This window comes from Streptomyces sp. NPDC057253 (assembly GCF_042669125.1).
Classification (GTDB): Bacteria; Actinomycetota; Actinomycetes; order Streptomycetales; family Streptomycetaceae; genus Streptomyces.
Genome location: NZ_JBHUXV010000111.1, coordinates 1 through 21,688, shown reverse-complemented (window position 1 = coordinate 21,688; position 21,688 = coordinate 1). Strand labels below are relative to the sequence as shown.

The following is a 21,688-nucleotide window of genomic DNA, read 5'->3' as shown; positions in this document are numbered from 1 at the left end:
TTCGTTGTCTGCGTGGGCGTGCCGCGAGGGCAACGTGACGTCCGACCGCTGTCTGTGTCACAAGGGAGGCGCACACGGTGTCCGAGCGCGCGGCATGTCCGTCTCGCAGGTTATCGCCGCTTGCGGAGCGGCTCTAAATCGAGGGTCACACCTGAGCGGTGATACCTGTCACATGATGCCGCACTCACTGGCACGGCGTGCCGCTGGTGCAGGGCCTCACCGGGGTGGGGTTGGCCCGGTGAGGCCCCTTGCACAGCCCCGAAGGGCCCGGAGCAGCTGATCCCCACCCCAATGGGGACCTGTCCGCCCCGTCCGAACGGCTTCGGACGGACTGACCGATGGCTTTCGGCCGTCCGTGGCCCGTCACCGCGCGGAGTCGATCGGGTCACCGCGCGTGGGCGCGGTTCTCTTGGGGGTCAGACGCGGTACGGGAGGTTCTGCGCGTCGCCCGTGACGTCCTGTACGTAGCCCGGGGTGAGGGAGTCGGCCGCGTGCTGGACGCCGGTGACGGCGTGCCCGGTGAGCGGTACGGCGGCGTCCTGGACGGTCCCGGTCAGCTCTCCGGCGAAGAGGCCGACCTGCCCGGCGACGGGGGCGGCCTCGCCCACGACGCCGTACGCGAAGGGGGTGACCTCGCCGGTGACGCCGTACGCGAGCGTCGTGGCACTGCCGACGACCGGCGGCACCGTCCGGCCGACGGTGTCGAGGACGGGCTGGACGACGCCGGTCACGGTGTCCACGGCGGGCCGCACGGCCCCGGTGACGCCCTGCGCGAAGGCCGGGACCTCGCCGGTGACGCCGTACGCCAGGTCGGTGGTGTGCCCGGTGACGCCGTACGCCAGCGGCGGGACGTCGCCGACGGTTCCGGTCGCGAAGGGCTGGACGTCCTGCGCGACGCCGTGGGCCAGGGTCGTCGTGTCGGCCACGGCCTGCTCGGCGACCGGCACCACACCGCGCACGGCGGTGTGCACGACCGGGGGCAGCACGGCATCGGTGGTGTCATGGGCGACCTGGCCGACGAGGCCGGTGGCGTAGGGCGGCACGTCGGTGAGGACTCCGTCGACGACCGGGGAGACACCGGCGACCGTGCCGGTGGCGATGGCGCCGGTGGCGGCGACGGTGCTGGTGACCACGGGGGTCACCGCGCCGACCGTCCGCCCGGTGACAGGGAGCACTCCGTCCACGGCGGAGGCGACGACGGGCGGGACGACGGCGGGGGCGGTCTCGTCCACTACGGCGGTGGCGGTGCCCTTCGTGTCGGTCACCGTGGTGCCGGTCGTGGTCGTGACGGTGTGCTGCGCCTTCGTCGGGGCTTGCAGCAGTTCGGGGGCGAAGTCGGAGAGGGGGCCGAAGAGGTAGTCGATGTCCTGCTGGGGTGTGACCGCGGCTTCTGCGGCTGCGGCCTTCGCGGCGCGGGCCGCCTTGGCGCCCTGGATCGCGGCGGCGCCCTTCACCTTGGACGCGTTGGTCTTGGGCGGGTTGGCCTTGGGCGCGTTGGCCTTGGGCGCCTTGACCTCGGGCGTCTCGGCCTTGGCGTCCTGGGACACCTGCGGGGCTCGGGCGACCGTGTCCGTGCCGGCGGAGGCGACGCCGTCGACCGTGTCCGCCACGGTGGTGGACGTGTCCGTCGCCGTGTCCGACGTGGACAGCGAGGTGGCCGGGAGCTCGTCCGCGCTGGCCACGGCGGAGCCGAGTGCCCACGCGCCGGTGACTCCGGCGGCTATGACGAGGGAACGGCGGATGTTCTTGTTCATGAGTGCGTCAGATCCCTGGATCTTGGGAGCCTGCGAGAGGCATGGGGACATCCGGAGCCAGAGGGCTCCAGGGGGATCCGTCCGGAGTCGGAGAGGTGTCCGAACGGCTGGGGCAGACCTGTTCCGCGCCGCCCGCAATTCAGCGGCGGGGGAGGCCTGCCCTAGCCGGGGAAGACGGGGATGTCCCGGTGCCTGTCCCGGGTCCCGGCCGCGTCTACGCCCGCGGCGGCGCCGGGCACGAGCCACAGCGGCGCCCGGTGGTTGAGGGTGACGGCATGTGCGTCGCCGTGCCGCGACGAGCCGTTGTCCACCGCCGACTTGTTGGCCAGGGCACCGCCCTGGTTGTCGGCGGGCGCCCGGTGCGCGGGCACGTGCACGGTGGAGGCGGTGCGGTGCGCGGAGGCGCGGTGCGCGGAACCGAGGACGGCGGCCTCGGTGGCGGTGCCGCGACCGGCGTACAACGGCCCGTACGCGGCCCCGCCGCTGGTGGAGCCCTCGTCACCGGCCGGCTTCGCCGCCGCGTGATCGCCCGGCTCGGGCTGCGGCGCCGAGGTGACCGGCGCGGGCGCGGGCAGGGTCTGCACCGGCACCCCGGGCAGGCCCGGCACCGACGGAAGACTCGGCGCCGGGGGGATGGTCGGCCACGACGGGGACTCCGGGAACGACGGCAGCGTCGGTACCTCCGGCAGGTCCTGCACCGGAGGTATCCCGACCGTCTCGGTCAGTCCCGAGGTCACCGTCCCGACCAGATCACCGACCGGCCGCACGACCCGGTCACTCACGGCCGCCACGACACCGGCGGTCACCGGATTCGTAGCCGGGGCCGGGGCCGTGTGCGTGTCCCTATCCGCAGCCGTTTCCGTGCCTGCGTCCCGGGCTTTCGACTCGGTGGCGCTCGGCTCGGTCGGCGGTTTCACCAGGTGCACGGGTGCCTTGACCGGCAACACCCCGACACCGTCCGCCGCCTGCGCCTGCTCCCCGCAGAGGAAGCCCAGCAGGAACAACCCGCCCACCAGCAGCCCCACTTGCAGCGCACGCCGCCCGAACGCCCCGCGCAGCACGCGCAGAGCGACACCGGGAAACGCTGCTGACCAGGTCAAGAGGGAGCGAGACCTTCCGTGGGACGGAACGAGGCGAAACCGCAGGGAAACGGGAACGCAAACGGAGGGGAAGGGTGAAGACTGTGGAGAGACCGATCCTTGCACGGGGCGCCCGAGGTTGCGCAAGCCCCCTGTTACCGATGCGTAGTCATGTCCCTTTTGCTGCTCGAAGCCGCAGCTCACTGGGTCGACAAATCACCAAAGCGCGGCCCGGGTTCAGACCGTGTCCGGTATCGGAATCGGCCGCTTCTCGATGGCCGCCGCCATCACCTCCGGGAACAGGTCGGGCGTACAGGCGAACGCCGGTGCGCCCAGCGCGGCGAGCGCGGCCGCGTGCTCCCGGTCATAGGCCGGCGCCCCCTCGTCGGACAGCGCGAGCAGCGCCACGAACTGCACCCCCGACGCCTTCATCGCCGCGACCCGCTTGAGCATCTCGTCGCGGATGCCACCCTCGTAGAGGTCACTGATCAGCACCACCACCGTCTCCGCGGGCCGGGTGATCTGCGACTGGCAGTACGCCAGCGCCCGGTTGATGTCCGTGCCACCGCCGAGCTGGGTACCGAACAGCACGTCCACCGGGTCGTCGAGCTGGTCGGTGAGGTCGACCACCGCCGTGTCGAACACCACGAGCCGGGTGTCGATCGACCGCATCGACGCCAGCACCGCGCCGAACACCGACGCGTAGACGACGGACGCGGCCATCGACCCCGACTGGTCGATGCACAGCACGACCTCCTTCTTCACCGACCGCGAGGCCCGTCCGTACCCGACCAGCCGCTCCGGCACGATCGTCCGGTACTCCGGCAGATAGTGCTTGAGGTTGGCCGAGATCGTGCGGTTCCAGTCGATGTCGTGGTGGCGCGGCCGGTTGATCCGCGCGCTGCGGTCGAGGGCGCCGGTGAGCGTGGCGCGGGTACGGGTGGCGAGCCGCTTCTCCAGATCCTCGACGACCTTGCGCACCACGGCCCTTGCCGTCTCCCTCGTCGTCTCCGGCATCGCCTTGTTGAGCGACAGCAGCGTGCCGACGAGGTGCACGTCGGCCTCCACCGCCTCCAGCATCTCCGGCTCCAGCAGCAGGGCGGAGAGCCCCAGCCGGTCGATCGCGTCCCGCTGCATGACCTGCACGACGGAGGAAGGGAAATACGTCCGGATGTCCCCCAGCCACCGCGCCACGGACGGCGCCGACGCCCCGAGCCCCGCCGAACGCTCCTTCCCGGTCTGCCCCTTCCCGTCCCCCCTGCCATAGAGCGCGGCCAACGCCCCGTCCATGGCCGCGTCCCGCCCACCGAGCACACACCCGGTCCCCTCAGCCGCCTCCCCACCGAGCACCAGCCGCCACCGCCGCAGCCGCTCGTCGACCGGGGCGGAGTCGCTCGGCTGTCCGTTCGGCTCGGTCGTCATCCCTGGACCCCCGTCCGGAAACGGTCCCAGAGTGGGACCACGGTCACGGTCGTCGACGAGCCGTGCCTGGTGCGAGGCCCGCTCCCGCCTGCGGATACGCCTCCGCGTCCTTCTCCGGCGGCGCCCATCACGTCGCCCTCACTCCTCACCGTCCGCGTCACCTCGGTCATCATCCCGCCACCCCCGCAAGGTCGTTGTCGTCGACGCTCGTCAAGCCGCCGTCGCTGCCGTCGCTGTCCCTGTCGTCGCTGTCGTCGCTGTCGTCGTCCAGGCCGAGCAGCAGCCGCACCACCGGCAGCACCGCGTCCGCCCGCTCCCCGTCGAGGTCTGCCCCGAACCCCGGTATCCCGGAACCCGCTCCCGCCGTACTCCCCCGCTGCCCCGGCCCCCGCCGGACCAACTCGCCCAGCGTCCTGCGCACTCCGGGCTCATACGCCGAGAACGTGCGCCGCAGCAGAGGCAGCACATCGGTGAACGCCTCCGCCGACACCCCGGTCAGCCAGGCGTCGACCAGTCCGAGCAGCCGCTCGTCGTGCACCAGGAGCATCCCGCCGCCGGACCCGCCCCCGACGAACCCCTCGATCCACGCGGCCGCGTCCCCCGGCGGTGTCCCCGGCGACAGCACGAGACCCATGAGCCGCGCCACCTCGTCCTGCGCCAACTCCCCGTCGTCCAGCAGCAGCCGCACGGTCCGCCCCCGGATGACACCGGGCACGGTGTCGCGCCGACCGAGCACCTTGAGCACGCCCAGCCACCGCCCCCGCAGCCCTCGCTGAGCCGGCGCCGGCGAGCCCTCCTCCGGGACGACCGGTACCCCCACGGAAGGCGCACCAGCCTCGACGTCCCGCTCCGGGTCCGTCACTTCCCCCAGCAGGCCCACCGCTCCATGCACCGCGTCCACATGGCGCCGCATCTCCTCGGCCGCCTCCGCGTCGAGCGCGGCGCAGGCCGGCGGCAGGCCGACGAAGACCCGCTCGGCGAGACCCGCGGCCACCTCCGCCAGGGCCCCGGTGCCGGTGCCGCGCACATCGCCGTAGCGGAGGGAGCGGACAAGGGCCGGCAGAGCCTGGGCGAGGTGACCGACGTCCGCGTCCAGCGCGGCGCGGTCGGCGAGGATCTGCATCACCGTGGGCAGCGCGTCCGGGAGGTCGGCCAGCAGACAGCGCTCGGCGAGCGCGGTGACGTCGGCGAGCCCGGACGCGGAGACGGCGTCGGCCTCCGCCCTGGCCGTGGCGGCGGCGAGCACGGTCGTGCCCCACACCCCCGCCTCGGCGACCCGCACGGCCAACTCCGGCTCCCACCGCAGCCGCCACGTCTCCCGGAAGGTGCCCGTACTCCCCCGCGAGACCGTCGGCTCACCCCAGGCCACGCCCAGCAGCCGCAGCCGGTGCAACAGCCTGCTGCGCTCGGCGTCGTTCTCCTTGCGCAGGTCGAGCTCCAACTCCCGCTCCAGCGCCTCCGGCTTGAGCCGCAACCGCCGCTGGATCCGGTCCAGGTCACGCTGCAAGGGCACCGCGGGCGCCGCCTGCGGCACCTCCCCCAGCACGTCCCCGACCACCAGCCGGTCGTGCACGAGCGCCAGCGGCACGTCCGAGCCCTCGCACATCACCGCCCGCACCGCGTCGGTCGTCTCGCTCAGTCCGGGCAGCGGGCGGCCGCGCATCGCCGCGAGCGTCCGGGCCAGCCGTACCGCCTCGATGACGTGTGCCGACGACACGATCCGGTCCTCGTCCCGCAGGAGTCCGGCCACCTTGGTCAGCCATCGCTCGACGGGACGGTCCGGCGCGGCGAACAGGTGCCCGTACCAGCCCGGCGAGTCGATCCCCGCGCCGTAGCCGCTGTGCCGCGACAGCCTGCGATGCGTCCACGGCACCCACGTCAGGTCCGCCTTGACCTTCGGGAGCCCTTTCAGAAGCGCCTTGTCGGCGGCGACCGTGCTCCTGCTCCGCAGTGCGGGCACATGCCAGGCCCCGCACACCACGGCCACGTCGTCCCCGAACTCCCGCTGCGCCGTCCGCAGCTGGAGCCGCATGTACGCCTCCCGCACGAGGTCCCGGTCATGTCCCCCGGTCCCGTACGTCTCCCGGAGCACCCCCATCGCCTCTTCCAGCACGGTGAACGGCTCGAACACGTCCCCCCGCCCCGCGCCCCGATGCTCGACGACGTCCTCCCACCACCGCTCGGGATCGTCGTAACCGGCGGCCTCGGCGAGCACACCGAGCGGGTCGACCCGAACGGCGTCATGAGGCACGGCCTCATCGCCCGGACCGCTGCCCTCATAGCCCGGACCGGTGGCCTCGTCGCCGGGACCGGTGCCCTCGCCGCCGCGAGCGGCATCCGCACCGCCCGGCCCCGCTGCCTCGGACCCCGGTGTACCCGGCACCCCGCCGGCGGGGCCGTCCGGTCCTCCGTCGGCCGGGCCCTGCTCCCCCTCGTCCCTCCCCCAGGCCAGCGTGTGCGTGGCGGGCAGGTCGATGAAGCGGGCTGGGACGTCGTGTTCCAGCGCCCAGCGGATCGCCACCCACTCCGGGGAGAACTCGGCGAGCGGCCAGAACGCCGAACGGCCGGGCTCGTCCACGGCATGGGCGAGCAAGGCGACCGGCGGCCGCATGTCCTCCTCGGCGGCCAGCGGGATCAGCGCGTCGGCCTCGGGCGGCCCCTCGATCAGCACCACCCGGGGCAGCGCCGCATCCAACGCCGCCCGCACGGCCCGAGCCGACCCCGGCCCGTGATGCCGCACCCCGAGCAACAACACCCCTGAACCCACCTCCCGACTCCGACGCCCACCTTGGCCGCGGTGCGCACCCTGACCGACGCGCGCACTTTCGCCGCCGCGGACAGCGCCATCGCCCACACCCTCGCCACCCCGCACAGCACCGCCGCTGCGCGCAGCACCGCCGCTCACCCCCTCGCCAGCGTCAACACCGACGCCGCTCACACCCCCGCTCCCCTGGCTCCCGGCCCCGCTCACACCCCCACTGCCCTGCCCACCGAAGCCGCTCGCCTCGCCACGCCCGGCATCACCGACCTCACCGACCCCCGTCACGCCAACCCCCTCCCCGCCGAGGCCACTTGGAGTCGTCCTCGCCGACCATCCGGACCCCGCCCCCGCCGCCGTACACCTCAACGCCCGTCACAGCCATCCCCCTTGCCTCCGCACCCGTCAGCACCCCTCGGCACCCCACCCCACGTCGTCGCTCACGCGCTCACCTCGCGGCAGGCCCGGTAGAAGTCCTTCCAGCCGTCCCGTTCGCGGACGACCGCCTCCAGGTACTCCTGCCAGATGACCCGGTCGGCCGCCGGGTCGCGGACGACCGCGCCGAGGATGCCCGCGGCGACATCGCCGGCCCGCAGGACGCCGTCGCCGAAGTGGGCGGCGAGGGCGAGGCCGTTGGTGACGACCGAGATGGCCTCGGCGGTCGACAGCGTGCCGCTGGGCGACTTGAGCTTGGTGCGGCCGTCGGACGTCACGCCGTCACGCAGTTCCCGGAAGACCGTCACCACCCGGCGGATCTCGGCGATGCCGTCGGGCGCGGCCGGCAGGTCGAGGGAACGGCCGATCTGGTCGACGCGGCGCGAGACGATGTCGACCTCGGCCTCGACGCTCTCCGGCAGCGGCAGCACGACCGTGTTGAAACGGCGGCGCAGGGCGCTGGAGAGGTCGTTGACCCCGCGGTCGCGGTCGTTGGCCGTGGCGATGAGGTTGAAGCCGCGGACCGCCTGCACCTCCTGGCCCAACTCCGGTATCGGCAGCGTCTTCTCGGACAGGATCGTGATCAACGTGTCCTGCACGTCCGCCGGGATGCGCGTCAGCTCCTCCACCCGCGCTGTCATCCCCTCCGCCATGGCCCGCATCACCGGGCTGGGCACGAGGGCGTCGCGGCTCGGGCCGTTGGCGAGCAGCTGCGCGTAGTTCCAGCCGTAGCGGATCGCCTCCTCCGGGGTGCCCGCCGTGCCCTGCACGAGCAGGGTGGAGTCGCCGCTGACCGCCGCGGCCAGGTGCTCGGAGACCCAGGTCTTCGCGGTGCCGGGCACACCGAGCAGGAGCAGGGCGCGGTCGGTGGCGAGCGTGGTGACGGCGACCTCGACGAGACGGCGCGGGCCCACGTACTTCGGGGTGATCACCGTGCCGTCGGGCAGGGTGCCGCCGAGCAGGTACGTCGCCACCGCCCACGGCGACAGCTTCCAGCGGGCCGGGCGCGGTCGGTCGTCCTGTGCGGCCAGCGCGGCGAGCTCTACGGCGAAGGCTTCCTCGGCATGCGGCCGCAACGCCTCGGCCGGCTCCCCGCGCTTCGGTTCCACGGACATCGGTTCAACAGACACAGTCATGGCTGAGGCCCCCTCCAGCTCGGCCGGTTCGGATCTGCCACCAACCGTGCACCACGCCACTGACAATCCGATCCGACCTGCGGAAACGTGCTCGCGGGGGTCCGGGGGGCCGTCGGTCCGGGGCCGATTGTCAGTGGGGGGATCTACCTTCGATGGCATGACTCAGCAGGGGGTGCGCTGGACGGCGGATCAGGTGCTGGCACTGGCTCCTGACGCCGCCTCACGCAAAGCGGGAAGCAAACTCGGTGCGGCCGGGCCGTGGTCCGAGGCGGGCAGTTCCGAGGAGGGGAAGGTGTGGGGGCTGTGCAAGGGCAGTGGCAGCAAGCCGTATCAGACGGTCATCGACATCGCGGACGCCGCGGGGCCCGCGTACAAATGCAGTTGCCCGAGCCGCAAGTTCCCGTGCAAGCACGCGCTCGGGCTGCTGCTGCTCTGGGCGGGCGGGGAGGGTGCGGTGCCGGCGGGGTCGGCGCCGGACTGGGCGGAGCAGTGGATAGAGGGGAGAAGGCAGCGGGCGCAGGAGAAGCGGGCGGCGGACGCAGGCGGTTCCGGCGCCGGGTCCGGTGATCCGGAGGCGGCGCGGCGCAGGGCGGAGCGCCGGGCCGTGCGGATCACCGCGGGGGCCACGGAGCTGGAGCAGCGGCTGGCTGACCTGCTGCGCGGCGGTCTGGCGGGGGCGGAGCAGGCGGGGTATGCCATGTGGGAGGAGACGGCGGCCCGCATGGTCGACGCCCAGGCCCCGGGACTCGCCGCCCGGGTGCGGGAGTTGGGGGCGATCCCGTCGTCCGGACCGGGCTGGCCGGTGCGGCTGCTGGAGGAGTGCGCCCTCATCCACCTCCTCGACCAGGGCTGGCTGCGCCGCGAGCGGCTGCCGGACGGACTGGCGTCGACGGTCCGTTCCCGCATCGGCCTGCCCGCCTCGGCCGACGGACCGTCGCTCCGGGACCGTTGGCTGGTCCTCGCCCAGTACGACACGGCGGACACCCGTCTGACCACCCGCCGGATCTGGCTGCACGGCACGGACTCGGGCCGCACCGCGCTGCTCCTCTCCTACGGCGCCGCGGGCCGCGCCCCCGAGCTGGCCCTGCCGGTGGGGCTGGAGCTGGAGGCGGAGGTGTCCGCCTACCCCGGCAAGGGGCAGTTGCGCGCGGCCCTCGGCGAGCAGTTCGCCCCGCCCGCGCCCTCGACGGCCCGGCCACCGGGTGTGTCGACCGAACAGGCGGCCGCGCGGTACGGCGAGGCGCTGCGGGACGACCCGTGGCTGGACTCCGTCCCCGTGACCCTGGACCGGGTCGTACCGGCCCCGGCCGGGGACTCCTGGCAACTGGCGGACGCCGACGGCGACTCGGCCCTGCCCGTCACCGCCTCCGCCCGCTCCCGCCCCGGCCTGTGGCGCCTGGTCGCCCTCTCGGGCGGCTCCCCGGTCAAGGTCTTCGGCGAGTGCGGCCACCGAGGCTTCACTCCGCTGACGGCCTGGCCGGAGGGCACGGGAGAGGCGGTGCAGCTGTGCTGACCGACGTGACACAGCCGAACCGGAAGCACGTGCCCGTGCGGCACGGAGGCTCCCATCCCGACCGGACGGAAGGAACCGTATGAACAAGACCTCCGCCCCCGCCCCGGACGCCTGGGAGGAGCTCGTCACCTCGGCGCTGCTCGGCACCGCGCGCCGTACCCCGCCCGGCGTCGCACCCGGAGCCGACGCACCGGCGGCGTTGCTGGACGCGGCGGCCGTGGAGACCGTACGGCGACGGGCCGGGCTGCGGCCCACGCGCGCGGCGGAACGCCCGCGGCCCGCGCCCGAGGACCCGCGCCCCGCGCTGCCCGCCGCTGCCGCCCGCCGGCTCTCGATGCTGCTGGCCGACCGGCCCGGCGCGGGCGGCGGCAGCCGCCGGGGGACGGCACCGGATCTGATGGAGCTGCTGCCGCAGTGGCTCTCGACGGCGAACGCCCGTGGGCACGCGGCACCCCCGCACCTGCTGCCCGCCCTGCTGGACGCGGCCCGGGGCCGTACGGACCTGCGGCCGGCGGCACTGGCCTTCGCGGGACCGCGGGCCATCTGGCTCGCCCGGCTGAACCCGGACTGGCGGTTCGCCCTGCGCGCGACACCGGGCGGCGGGACCGCGCTGCCCCCTGCGGAGGACACCGCGGCGGTGCGACAGCTCTGGGAGGAGGGGCTGTTCGCCGAGCGGGTCGCGCTCCTCGCGGCGATACGGGCCCGGGAGGCCGCCGCCGCGCGCGAGTTGCTCGCGACGACCTGGGCGACCGAGCGCGCCGAGGACCGGCTGATGTTCCTCGACTCCCTGCGCACGGGCCTGAGCCCGGACGACGAACCGTTCCTGGAGCAGGCGCTCGCCGACCGGAGCCGCAATGTGCGGGCCACGGCGGCGGAGTTGCTGTCGGCACTGCCGGGTTCGGCGCTGGCGGCGCGGATGGCGGTCAGGGCCGAGGCGTGCGTGGCCGTCGACCGCACCGCGGCCACGCCGACGATCGTCGTCGAGGCACCGCACGAGTGCGACCCGGGCATGGAGCGCGACGGCGTCGTGGCGAAGGCGCCCTCGGGGCGGGGCGAACGGTCCTGGTGGTTCGGGCAGTTGGTGGAGGCGGCGCCGCTGGGGGTGTGGCCGGATCGGCTCGGTGGACGCACCCCCGAGGAGATCGTGGCGCTCCCCGTGACGGACGACTGGCGGAACGAACTGCACGCGGCCTGGTGCCGGGCCGCCGTACGGCAGCGGGACGCCCGGTGGGCCCGTGCCCTGCTCGGGGCGCCGTCGGCGCCGGAGGCCGGCGGGCCGGGGGCGGTGTCGCTGGCCGAGCGGGCGAAACTGCTCGGCACGCTGGGGGCACAGGAGCGGGCCGAGTGGGTGGCGGGTTTCATCGCGACACACGGACTGTCCGAGGCGTTCCAACTGCTCGGGGTGTGCGCGGTGCCGTGGGCGGCGCCGCTGGGGCGCGCGGTGGTCGACGCGCTCAACATCGCCCGGGACGCGGGGAGCTACCCGTGGAGTTTCAGCGGGGTGATGGGGCTGGCGGAGCGGTGTCTCGATCCGGGCGAGGCGGGTCGGCTGGAGGGCCTGATGGCGGTACCGGACGAGGCCGAGGACGCGAGCCCGGGAGCGGGGGGTTACTGGGCGGAGGCGTTCCAGCGCCTGGTGACGACGCTGCGGTTGCGGGGTGCGATGGCGGAGGAGCTGGGAGGCGAGTAGCGGGGGCCACCTGATGCCCGTACGGCGGAACCAGTGCGAGCGGACCGACCTGACCGCCACCCACCCAGGGGCGCGGGGAACTGCGCGACCAGCCCCCACCGACCGTCAGCCAGCACAAAAGGCCCGCTACCCCTACGCCCCCGCCGACTGCCGAACATTCCCCCGCACCCAGTCCACGATCGCCTGAGTCGTCGCCCCCGGCGTGAAGATCTCCGCGACACCCTTCTCCTTCAGCGCCGGAATGTCGGCCTCAGGGATGATGCCGCCGCCGAAGACGAGGATGTCCGCCGCGTCCCGCTCCTTCAGCAGGTCGATCACCGCCGCGAAGAGCGTGTTGTGGGCGCCGGAGAGGATGGAGAGGCCGATCGCGTCGGCGTCCTCCTGGATCGCGGTGCCGACGATCTGCTCGGGGGTCTGGTGGAGCCCCGTGTAGATGACCTCCATGCCCGCGTCCCGCAGCGCCCTCGCGATCACCTTGGCTCCGCGATCGTGGCCGTCGAGCCCCGGCTTGGCCACCACCACGCGGATCGGACCGGCTGCCTCACCCATCACTGCCTCCATGAAGCGACTGCGTCCATTCCTGATCCATTCCTACCGACTAGTACCGCAGAGACCGGGAACGTGAACGAACGTTATCGCCACCATCCCGCGACCGGCAGTTTCGCGGCGGACACGGAGGGGGAAATCTCATCGTGGGACACGTTCGGGAGCCGCAACGAGGTCGTCGCACCGCCGCGCCGCAGGCCGCGCGCCACGGCGGTGCGTCGCCCCGGCGACGACACGAAGGGCACGCAGGACAGGCAGGGCACGACAACGGGGAGCCTCGTCGCCACACCGACAGGGACACACCTCACGTCACCGGCGCACCATCCGCACCATCCGCACCAAAGACACCACCCACACGACAGGCACCCCCAGCACCACAGACCCCCTCCGCCCTGTCGACACCACCTCCGGCGACCCCGGAACCCCGCGCCGCACACCCCACCCGCCCCCCCGCGCCCCCCTCGTGCACCGTCGACGACGACCTTCGCCGCGACTGCCCACGAGCGCACACGGGGGACGGAGCTGTCCTCCCGTGTGCCGACAGGAGGTCGGCCATGAAGGTCACCAAGGCGGCGCTGCCCTTGCTCCCCCTCTGTCAGCGCCTGCTCCCAGGCAGGCTGGCGGGACTCTCCCTGGCCCTCCTGAAGGCGACCGCCCTGGAAATCGCGATCCTCGCGGGCCACCTCCTCCTCTACCCCTCCGGCATCGCCCAGGAGCGCCGCTCCCCGCTGCCGCCGCTGCCCTCCCCGGAGGACGGCGCCGCGCAGCTGCCGACCGAGGCCAAGCCGCCGGTCGTGCTGCTGCACGGCTTCATCGACAACCGCTCGGTCTTCGTCCTCCTGCGCCGCAGCCTCGCCCAGCACGGCAGGCAGCAGATCGAGTCGCTGAACTACTCGCCGCTGACCTGCGACATCCGCGTGGCGGCGGAGCTTCTCGGCCGCCACATAGAGGGAATCTGCGAGCGCACGGGCAGCCGGCAGGTCGACGTCGTCGGCCACAGCCTCGGCGGCCTGATCGCCCGGTACTACGTGCAGCGCCTGGGCGGCGACGCCAGGGTACGCACGCTGGTCACGCTCGGCACCCCGCACTCCGGCACCCGGGTGGTGCCGCTGGCGAACGCGCACCCGATCGTGCGCCAGATGCGCCCCGGCTCGGACCTGCTGGAGGAGCTCACCCAGCCGGCCCCCGGATGCCGTACGCACTTCGTCAGCTTCTGGAGCGACCTGGACCACCTGATGGACCCGCTGGAGACCGCCTGCATCGACCACGCCGACCTGCGGGCGGAGAACGTCCGGGTGAGCGGGATCGGACATCTCGCCCTGCCCGTGCACCCCGCCGTGGCGAACGGCATACGGCAGGTGCTCGACACCGCGCGGCCCGGAGAGGAGGCGGCAGGCCGCACAAGTGGGCTGACCGTGGCGTAACGGTCGTATCGACCAGCGAACACAGGGCGCCGACAGCTCGTCGACAGCCGCCGGACCGGGAATCGACATCGAACAACTCTCGAACACAGAGCCAAAGTCCCGCCCGCACTCCCCCGAAACACGGCCGAATGCCCGTTTCCTGCGCGCCCGAAACCAGTTGAAGATTGTCGCGCCCGCGTACCGCCGGGTACAGTCGCCGCACTGCTCTGGCAGCCCCTGTTGTCGAGGCGAAAGAGAAGTTGGTGAACGACCGTCACCCGTCGGGGACAATGACCACCCCGGCTCCGGCTTCCGACGCCGACTCGTCGCCCTATGCGTCGTACGGCACCCAGGAGGCCCAGTACGGCGACTTCACCACGTACGGCGGCTACGACGCCAACGGTTTCGCAGCCGCGGGTACCCCGGGCGCGGGCGCCCACACCACCGGCACCTTCGAGACCGACCCGCTCTTCGGCCACATGCCGGGCGACGGCACCGGTTCGTACGACGCCTCGACGTGGAACACCGGCGGTCACCAGACCCTGAACTACGACATGTACGCGGCCCAGCACCACGCCGCCTACGACACCGGCGCGTACGACGCGACGCAGTGGGGCGCCGGCCAGCAGCACCTCGCCGCGATCCCCCCGCAGTCGGGCAGCCCCGACCACAGCGGCCAGTGGGACGCGAGCACCTGGCAGCAGCCCGACCACTCCGCCGCCCCGGCCGACCCCACCCAGCAGTGGGAATGGGGCACGCAGACCTTCGACACCGGCGCGTACGACGCCACGCAGTGGAACTCCGACGGCACGGCCGCCGACCCGCAGGCGACGACCGCCTTCGAGCAGTCCGGGTACGACGAGAGCCACGCGTACGACGAGACCCACGCCTACGCCGAAAGCCACGCCTACGACGAGGCTCACGCGTACGACGAGGCGAATCCTTACGGCGACGCGTACGCCGAGCACACCTCCCACGACGGCGAGTCGGCCGACGCCCCCCTCACCGGCACCGGCGAGATGCCCGCCGTCCACGACGACCCCGACAGCCGGCTCCTGGACGACCAGGAAGAGGCTCCCCCGGCCGCGGTGACGCCCGCCCCCGGCTCCCGCGTCGCCGCGCGCAACGCCAACCGCTCCCGCCGCCGTACGCCCGCGAAGCGCTCCGCGCTGCTGACGATCGCCGTGCCCTCGGCGTGCGTCATGGGCGTCGCCGGGATCGCCGCCGCCTCGGTCGGCACGCTGACCGGTGACGGACAGGGGACGGCGAAGACCCTGGCGGACCCGACCGCCGTCCAGCCGGCCATCGCCAACAACAAGCTGGACAGCCAGCTCGAGAGCCTCTCGGCCGGTGCCGACGACTTCGCCGACCGGGCCAGCCGCACCCAGGAACGCATCGACCTCAAGGCCCAGCAGGTGGCCGAGAAGAAGAAGGCGGCGGAGGAGGCGGCCCGCAAGGAGCGGCTGCGCCCGAAGTTCGCGCTTCCGGTCGCCCAGCGGGGTCTGAGCGCCTACTTCGGCCAGGCCGGCGTCAACTGGATGTCCGTCCACACCGGCATCGACTTCCCGGTGTCGTACGGCACCACGGTGATGGCCGCCACCGACGGCACTGTGCGCACGCAGTGGAACAGCGCCTACGGCAACATGATGGTCGTGACGGCGAAGGACGGCACGGAGACGTGGTACTGCCACCTCTCCAGCTACCGCGTCTCCTCCGGTACGACCGTCAAGGCCGGCGACCCGATCGCGTACTCCGGCAACTCCGGCAACTCGACCGGCCCCCACCTGCACTTCGAGGTGCACCCGGCGGGCGGTTCGGCCATAGACCCGCTGCCGTGGCTGCGCAGCCACGGGCTGGACCCGACGTAACCCGGCCACGGACCGGCTGGACCCGGCACGACTTCCCGGGCCCAGCGCCCTCCCGCGCCGCCTGAACTACACCTTCTCCAGCTGAACTACAGCTTCTCCACCGGCGCGTACCGCAGCAGCAGCCGCTTCGGCTTCGCCTCTCCGAAGTCGATGGTCGCCTCGGCGTTCGCGCCCGTGCCCTTGACCCCGACCACCGTGCCGAGCCCGAACTGGTCGTGGGTGACACGGTCGCCGACGGCCAGCGACACCACCGGCTTCTCCGAGGTCCTGCGCGTGGCGAACCCGGACGCGCCCGACGCCGAGGAACGGGAGCGCGAGGACGACAGCGAGGCGGCGACCCCGGAGACCGGACCCGCGGGGGCGGCGGTCGGCCCCGTGCGCTTCCAGTCCACGTGCTGCGCCGGGATCTCCTCCAGGAAGCGCGAGGGCGGGTTGTACGACGGCTGCCCCCACGCGCTGCGCAGCGAGGACCGGGTCAGATACAGCCGCTCACGCGCGCGCGTGATGCCGACGTACGCGAGGCGCCGCTCCTCCTCCAGCTCCTTGGTCTGGCCGAGGGCGCGCATGTGCGGGAACACGCCGTCCTCCATGCCGGTGAGGAAGACGACCGGGAACTCCAGGCCCTTGGCGGTGTGCAGGGTCATCAGGGTGATGACGCCGGAGCCGTCCTCGTCCTCGTCGGGGATCTGGTCGGAGTCGGCGACGAGCGCGACCCGCTCCAGGAAGTCGGAGAGCGAGCCCGGCTCCTCGTCCTCGCCGGCCTCCTGCTCGAACTCCAGGGCCACGGCGGCGAGTTCCTGGAGGTTCTCGATGCGGGTCTCGTCCTGGGGGTCGGTGGAGGCCTGCAACTCGGCGAGGTAGCCGGTGCGTTCGAGCACGGCTTCCAGGACGGTGGCCGGGCCCGCGCCGGACTCGACGATCGTCCGGAGCTCCTCCATCAGCACGTTGAACCGCTTGACGGCGTTGGTGGAGCGCGCGGCCATGCCGTACGCCTCGTCGACGCGCCTGAGTGCCTGCGGGAAGCTGATCTTCTCGCGCTGGGAGAGGGCGTCGATCATCGCCTCCGCGCGGTCGCCGATGCCCCGCTTGGGGACGTTGAGGATCCGGCGCAGCGGCACGGAGTCCTCCGGGTTGGCGAGGACGCGCAGGTAGGCCAGGACGTCCCGGACCTCCTTGCGCTCGTAGAAGCGGACGCCGCCGACGACCTTGTAGGGCAGGCCTACGCGGATGAAGACCTCTTCGAAGACACGGGACTGCGCGTTGGTCCGGTAGAAGACGGCGACATCGCCGGCCTTGGCGTCGCCCGCGTCGGTGAGACGGTCTATCTCGTCGGCGACGAACTGCGCCTCGTCGTGCTCGGTGTCGGCGACATAGCCGGTGATGCGCGCGCCCGCGCCCGCGTTGGTCCACAGGTTCTTGGGGCGCCGGGACTCGTTGCGCTCGATGACGGCGTTGGCGGCGGTGAGGATCGTCTGGGTGGAGCGGTAGTTCTGCTCCAGGAGGATCGTCGTCGCGTCCGGGTAGTCCTCCTCGAACTGGAGGATGTTGCGGATGGTCGCGCCGCGGAAGGCGTAGATCGACTGGTCGGCGTCACCGACGACACAGAGCTCGGCGGGCGGCAGGTCGTGCTCGCTCGGGGGTACGTCCACCGGGTGCTCGGAGGTCCCGACCAGCTCCCTGACCAGCGCGTACTGGGCGTGGTTGGTGTCCTGGTACTCGTCGACGAGGACGTGCCGGAAACGGCGGCGGTAGTGCTCGGCGACATCCGGGAAGGCGCGGAGGAGGTTGACCGTCGTCATGATCAGGTCGTCGAAGTCGAGGGCGTTGGCCTCGCGCAGCCGCGACTGGTACATGGCGTACGCCTGGGCGAGGGTCTTCTCGAAGCCGTCGCCGGCCTGGGCGGCGAAGTCCTCCTCGTCGATCAGCTCGTTCTTCAGGTTGCTGATCTTGGCGCTGAAGGACTTCGGCGGGTACCGCTTGGGGTCGAGGTCCAGGTCGCGGCAGACCAGCGCCATGAGCCGCTTGGAGTCGGCGGCGTCGTAGATCGAGAAGGACGAGGTGAAGCCGAGCTTCTTCGACTCCCTGCGCAGGATCCGCACGCACGCACTGTGGAAGGTCATCACCCACATCGCGTTCGCGCGCGGGCCGACGAGCTGCTCGACGCGCTCCTTCATCTCGCCCGCGGCCTTGTTGGTGAAGGTGATCGCGAGGATCTGGCCCGGGTGGACCTGGCGCTCGCCGAGGAGGTGGGCGATGCGGTGGGTGAGCACGCGGGTCTTGCCGGAGCCGGCGCCGGCCACGATGAGCAGCGGGGTGCCGGAGTGCACGACGGCGGCGCGCTGGTTCTCGTTCAGCCCGTCCAGGAGCGCGGCCGGGTCCAGCACCGGGCGTGGGGCGCCGTCGCGGTAGTAGGCGTCCCGGTCCGGCGGCACGTCGAACTTCCCGCCGAACAGGTCGTCCGGAACGGGTTCCGGTACGTGCTCGTCCTCGGGCGGCGGCGGGGGCTCCTCCGCGTGCCCGCGAGGGGCCTGGAGGTCCGCCAGGAAGCTGTCGTCAAAGAGGCTGCTCATCGCTCTCCGAGTCTAGGGTGCCCCACTGACACCCGGCCGCCGCCCTGAGAACATCACCGGAACCGCCACGCGCACTCCGCGACCGACCCGTCACGTTCCGCGATCGACCAGGCCGAGACATGGACCCTGTCGCGTCACTCCAGTGAAAATACGCCCAAGTCATGGCAGATACCTCCGGATTGGCCGCGCGGACCACCGCCCGAGGTTTAGGTCACGAAAATGTATCGGGCATATCGAACATCAACCTTCACACGGGCCACACCCGTTGGCTACCGTTCCCGGTAGGCCGTACGACCCCCACCGGCGAACGTCGCCGGGCCGCGCGGCCTCCGCCGAGTCCGCAGCGCCGCCGTGCGCCCGGAGCCGGGGACCCACCGAACCCGGGGTGAATCGGCCGACTCCCGCCCACGGGAGCGCCGTAGGGCAACCCTTCCCGCCCGAACCCGACAGCTAACCCGGTAGGCGGAGCACGGAAGGAGTCGCCTCCCTTGGCGTCGCACCGCAAGTCGCGTCCCGCTGGTACGCGCGTAGCAGGCATACGGACCCCGGCCCTCGCGACGGCCGCCCTCACCTCCGTGGCCCTGCTGTCCCAGTCGGCGAACGCCGCGCCGGCCGATGACAGACCCAGTCTCGAAGAGGTCGAGAAGAAGGTCGACGACCTCTACCGCCAGGCCGAGTCGGCGACCGACAGCTACAACGCCGCCAAGGAGAAGACGACCAAGCAGCGCAAGCAGGTCGACACGCTCCTCGACGACGTCGCGCAGCGCACCGAGAAGCTCAACCAGGCGCGCGAGGAACTCGGCTCCTTCGCCGCCGCGCAGTACCGCACCGGCGCCGCCGCGCCGGACACCGCGACCTTCCTGCTCGCCGACACCCCGCAGGACTACTTCGACCAGACCCAGCTGATGGGCCGCCTCACGAGCCGTCAGAAGGGCGCGGTCGACGACTACGTCTCCGAGCAGTCGGCGACGATGAAGAAGCGTCAGGAGGCCTCCCAGAGCCTCCAGTCGCTCACCGAGACGCAGAGCGACCTGAAGACCGCGAAGGCGACCGTCCAGAAGAAGCTCGCCGACGCGCGCGAGCTGCTGTCGGAGCTGACGGCCCAGGAGAAGGCGCGCCTCGCGGCGATCGAGAAGGAGAAGCAGGAGGCGGCCGCCCGCAAGGCCGCGGAGCTGGCGCGGCAGCAGGCGGCCGCGGAAAAGGCCGCACAGGAGGCCGCCGCCCAGGAGAGCGCGTCGGGTTCCGGTTCGTCGACCACCGGTTCGTCGACGGTGACCGACTCCTCGTACGCCACCAAGGCCGCCAAGGCCCTCGCCTTCGCCCGCGCGCAGATCGGCAAGCCGTACGTCTGGGGCGCCACCGGCCCCGGCTCCTACGACTGCTCGGGCCTCACCCAGGCCGCCTGGAAGGCCGCCGGCGTCACCCTCCCCCGCGTCACCTACGACCAGGTCAACGCCGGCACCACGGTCTCCCTGGCCGACGCCCAGCCCGGCGACCTGGTCTTCTTCTACGACGACATCAGCCACGTCGGCCTCTACATCGGCAACGGCATGATGATCCACGCCCCCAAGCCGGGCGCGTACGTCCGCGAGGAGTCGATCTACTACGACGGCGAGTCGGCGATCCACAGCGTGGTACGGCCGGCCTGAGGTCCCGTCCCACAGGGCCGGTCCGCCGAAACGCGGCACCTATAGGTGCGGTTCCGTGAATCGCACCTATAGGGCGGTCACGCAGAACGCGCCCTGTAGGGGCCCCTTTCAGCGCGGGCCGGGCTCCTGCGCCCGCGCGTATTTCCCCACGCGCGCGTGCGCGCCCCCCTCCCCGGGCGCGCGGAGCTTCCTAGCATCGGTCCATGGCCGGTACCTCCCCGCACTCCCCCCTGCGCGTCTGGTGGACGCGGCACCCGCCCGCCGCCGGGGCCGCCGTGATGGCGACGGCCATCCTGTCGGTCGGCCTGCATCAGGCCGGCCACGAGACGCTGTCCCGGATCGCCCTGGTGCTCGGCAGCGCGGCCTGGCTGGGACTGGCCGCCGACTTCGCCGTACGACTGCTGCGGGAGCGGGCGCGATGGGTCGCGGAGGCCGAGACACCGGGCGCTCTGACGGCCGTGGCGGCGACCACCGTCCTCGGCGCCGGCTTCTCCGCACACGGCCGGCAGCCGCTGGCCGAGGCCCTGCTGGCGCTGGCCGCGCTGCTGTGGCCGGTGCTGATCGTGCTCGTCATGAGCCACTGGACGCGGCGGATGCCCGGCGGGGTGTTCCTGGGCTGTGTGGCCACCCAGGGCCTCGCGGTGCTCGGCGCCACCCTCGCGGCGGCCGAATCGGCGGCCTGGCTCGCACACACCGCGCTCGTGCTGTTCTGGCTCGGCCTGGTCCTCTACGGCGTCGCGCTCTTCCGCTTCGACCCGCGCCAGGTGCTGGAGAGTCACGGTGACCACTGGATCGCGGGCGGCGCGCTCGCGATCTCCGCGCTGGCCGGCGCGAGGCTGATCGCCGCCGACAGCGCGTCCCTGTACCTGTGGAACGACGACGACCTCGGCGTGCTGCGCGCGGTGACCGCCACCCTGCTGGTGCTCGTCCTGGCCTGGTACGCCGTGCTGCTCACGGCCGAGTGCCTGTGGCCGCGGCCGCGCTACGACGTGCGGCGCTGGGCCACCGTCTTCCCGATGGGCATGGTCGCGGCGGCGACGCTGTCGGTCTCGGACGCCCTGGACGTCTCGTGGCTGAGGACGCCGGGTGAGGTGCTGCTGTGGGTGGCGGTGGCGGCCTGGCTGGCCGTCGCCGCGGGGGCGGTCGCCGAGGCGCGTGCCGCTCTCAGGTCCACAGCACCGCGATGAAGACGTTGGCCGTGGTCAGCGCGCCGACCAGGCCGAACAGCCCCTTGTCGATCTTCTCGTCGTCACGCTTCACATAGACGAGTCCGAGGATCACGATCAGCAGGGCCAGCTTCACGCCGATCTTGATGTTGTTGACGTGCTGGTCGTCTGCCTGGTTGAGGCCGACCAGGATCACCCCGGTGACCAGCATGGTCGCGGCGCCGTGCAGCATCGCGGGGACGAACCGGGCGGTGCCCTGGCCCATCGCCTTCATCTGGGTGAGGAAGCCGCCGAGCAGCGAGGCGATGCCGATGATGTGCAGGCCCACGAAGAGATGGATGAGTACGTCCATGAGGCCGGAGCCTATGCGGGGCCCCTGTGGACGCCCGCACCGGCCCCTTCGGCAGATCTTGCATATATGCGGCCCATAGCACTCCAAACCTCCCGCGCGTCCGAGAATCCCGACTTCGGTCAGCGCACCGCGCGAAGTCGACGACGCCACCCCGCGATCATGGTCACCTTCGGTCACCCGGCGGTCCCCTGGCGGCACTTCCGCACAACGCGTTACCTCCCGGACACGCTCAGGTTTAGCGTCCTCCACCAGGTGACCGGCTCCCCACCGCCGCCCGGGCCAGGGGCGGCAGTCGGCCACCACCGCCGAGAAGGTCCGGCGGCGGGTCCGCTCCCCCTGTGCGGCCC

The 21,688-nt window shown here is 72.6% G+C and carries 14 protein-coding genes and 1 riboswitch; of the genes, 6 read left to right on the top strand and 8 right to left on the bottom strand.

Annotation, left to right across the window (positions count from 1 at the left end):
• Positions 1–416 precede the first annotated feature (416 nt).
• From ACFULQ_RS38760 to ACFULQ_RS38740, 5 genes are all read right to left on the bottom strand, one after another.
• Positions 417–1,754, bottom strand: a complete 1,338-nt coding sequence (locus tag ACFULQ_RS38760; RefSeq protein WP_383553495.1) for a hypothetical protein — start codon at positions 1,752–1,754, stop codon at positions 417–419.
• 161 nt (positions 1,755–1,915) lie between these two features.
• A complete protein-coding gene (locus ACFULQ_RS38755) occupies positions 1,916–2,854 on the bottom strand; it encodes a hypothetical protein (RefSeq protein ID WP_383553492.1) in 939 nt (312 codons plus the stop codon).
• A 216-nt stretch (positions 2,855–3,070) separates the two neighbouring features.
• A complete protein-coding gene (locus ACFULQ_RS38750; RefSeq protein ID WP_383553490.1) occupies positions 3,071–4,255 on the bottom strand; it encodes a VWA domain-containing protein in 1,185 nt (394 codons plus the stop codon).
• Positions 4,256–4,424: 169 nt separating this feature from the next.
• Positions 4,425–7,007 carry a DUF5682 family protein gene (locus ACFULQ_RS38745; RefSeq protein WP_383553520.1) on the bottom strand — a complete coding sequence of 861 codons (2,583 nt, stop codon included), beginning with the start codon at positions 7,005–7,007 and terminating at the stop codon, positions 4,425–4,427.
• A gap of 446 nt (positions 7,008–7,453) precedes the next feature.
• Positions 7,454–8,584, bottom strand: a complete 1,131-nt coding sequence (locus ACFULQ_RS38740) for an AAA family ATPase (protein ID WP_383553487.1) — start codon at positions 8,582–8,584, stop codon at positions 7,454–7,456.
• A gap of 157 nt (positions 8,585–8,741) precedes the next feature.
• Between ACFULQ_RS38740 and ACFULQ_RS38735 the strand changes: the two genes are divergently transcribed.
• A complete protein-coding gene (locus tag ACFULQ_RS38735) occupies positions 8,742–10,097 on the top strand; it encodes an SWIM zinc finger family protein (RefSeq protein WP_383553485.1) in 1,356 nt (451 codons plus the stop codon).
• A 79-nt stretch (positions 10,098–10,176) separates the two neighbouring features.
• On the top strand, positions 10,177–11,787 hold the full coding sequence (locus ACFULQ_RS38730) for a DUF5691 domain-containing protein (protein ID WP_383553482.1): 1,611 nt from the start codon (positions 10,177–10,179) through the stop codon (positions 11,785–11,787).
• A gap of 132 nt (positions 11,788–11,919) precedes the next feature.
• Here ACFULQ_RS38730 and ACFULQ_RS38725 read toward each other — a convergent pair whose 3' ends face one another.
• Positions 11,920–12,336: a cobalamin B12-binding domain-containing protein gene (locus ACFULQ_RS38725; RefSeq protein WP_383553480.1), complete on the bottom strand. Its 417-nt coding sequence runs from the start codon at positions 12,334–12,336 to the stop codon at positions 11,920–11,922.
• 551 nt (positions 12,337–12,887) lie between these two features.
• Here ACFULQ_RS38725 and ACFULQ_RS38720 point away from each other — a divergent pair.
• Positions 12,888–13,757, top strand: coding sequence for a lipase family alpha/beta hydrolase (locus ACFULQ_RS38720; protein ID WP_383553477.1), 870 nt, complete (start codon positions 12,888–12,890; stop codon positions 13,755–13,757).
• 269 nt (positions 13,758–14,026) lie between these two features.
• On the top strand, positions 14,027–15,604 hold the full coding sequence (locus ACFULQ_RS38715) for a M23 family metallopeptidase (protein ID WP_383553517.1): 1,578 nt from the start codon (positions 14,027–14,029) through the stop codon (positions 15,602–15,604).
• Between the two features lie 86 nt (positions 15,605–15,690).
• Here the strand turns inward: ACFULQ_RS38715 and pcrA are convergent, their stop codons facing one another.
• A complete protein-coding gene (gene pcrA, locus ACFULQ_RS38710; protein ID WP_383553474.1) occupies positions 15,691–18,174 on the bottom strand; it encodes a DNA helicase PcrA in 2,484 nt (827 codons plus the stop codon).
• A 320-nt stretch (positions 18,175–18,494) separates the two neighbouring features.
• Positions 18,495–18,654, top strand: a riboswitch (cyclic di-AMP (ydaO/yuaA leader).
• A gap of 8 nt (positions 18,655–18,662) precedes the next feature.
• Between pcrA and ACFULQ_RS38705 the strand changes: the two genes are divergently transcribed.
• Both ACFULQ_RS38705 and ACFULQ_RS38700 read left to right on the top strand, forming a co-directional pair.
• Positions 18,663–19,823, top strand: coding sequence for an NlpC/P60 family protein (locus tag ACFULQ_RS38705; RefSeq protein ID WP_383553471.1), 1,161 nt, complete (start codon positions 18,663–18,665; stop codon positions 19,821–19,823).
• A gap of 203 nt (positions 19,824–20,026) precedes the next feature.
• Positions 20,027–21,010 (top strand): tellurite resistance/C4-dicarboxylate transporter family protein, encoded by a 984-nt coding sequence (locus ACFULQ_RS38700; RefSeq protein WP_383553468.1) that lies wholly within the window; start codon positions 20,027–20,029, stop codon positions 21,008–21,010.
• Here the strand turns inward: ACFULQ_RS38700 and ACFULQ_RS38695 are convergent.
• The gene (locus ACFULQ_RS38695) at positions 20,988–21,341 is read right to left on the bottom strand and encodes a hypothetical protein (RefSeq protein WP_383553465.1); all 354 of its coding nucleotides are present in this window, start codon (positions 21,339–21,341) and stop codon (positions 20,988–20,990) included. The genes ACFULQ_RS38700 and ACFULQ_RS38695 overlap by 23 nt on opposite strands.
• Positions 21,342–21,688: the final 347 nt, after the last annotated feature.

Bases quoted from the DNA above. Each gene is read 5' to 3' on its own strand.
- ACFULQ_RS38760 (WP_383553495.1), bottom strand. From the start codon at position 1,754: ATGAACAAGAACATCCGCCGTTCCCTCGTCATAGCCGCCGGAGTCACC.
- ACFULQ_RS38750 (WP_383553490.1), bottom strand. From the start codon at position 4,255: ATGACGACCGAGCCGAACGGACAGCCGAGCGACTCCGCCCCGGTCGAC.
- ACFULQ_RS38740 (WP_383553487.1), bottom strand. From the start codon at position 8,584: ATGACTGTGTCTGTTGAACCGATGTCCGTGGAACCGAAGCGCGGGGAG.
- ACFULQ_RS38735 (WP_383553485.1), top strand. From the start codon at position 8,742: ATGACTCAGCAGGGGGTGCGCTGGACGGCGGATCAGGTGCTGGCACTG.
- ACFULQ_RS38730 (WP_383553482.1), top strand. From the start codon at position 10,177: ATGAACAAGACCTCCGCCCCCGCCCCGGACGCCTGGGAGGAGCTCGTC.
- ACFULQ_RS38725 (WP_383553480.1), bottom strand. From the start codon at position 12,336: ATGGGTGAGGCAGCCGGTCCGATCCGCGTGGTGGTGGCCAAGCCGGGG.
- ACFULQ_RS38720 (WP_383553477.1), top strand. From the start codon at position 12,888: ATGAAGGTCACCAAGGCGGCGCTGCCCTTGCTCCCCCTCTGTCAGCGC.
- ACFULQ_RS38715 (WP_383553517.1), top strand. From the start codon at position 14,027: ATGACCACCCCGGCTCCGGCTTCCGACGCCGACTCGTCGCCCTATGCG.
- pcrA (WP_383553474.1), bottom strand. From the start codon at position 18,174: ATGAGCAGCCTCTTTGACGACAGCTTCCTGGCGGACCTCCAGGCCCCT.
- ACFULQ_RS38700 (WP_383553468.1), top strand. From the start codon at position 20,027: ATGGCCGGTACCTCCCCGCACTCCCCCCTGCGCGTCTGGTGGACGCGG.
- ACFULQ_RS38695 (WP_383553465.1), bottom strand. From the start codon at position 21,341: ATGGACGTACTCATCCATCTCTTCGTGGGCCTGCACATCATCGGCATC.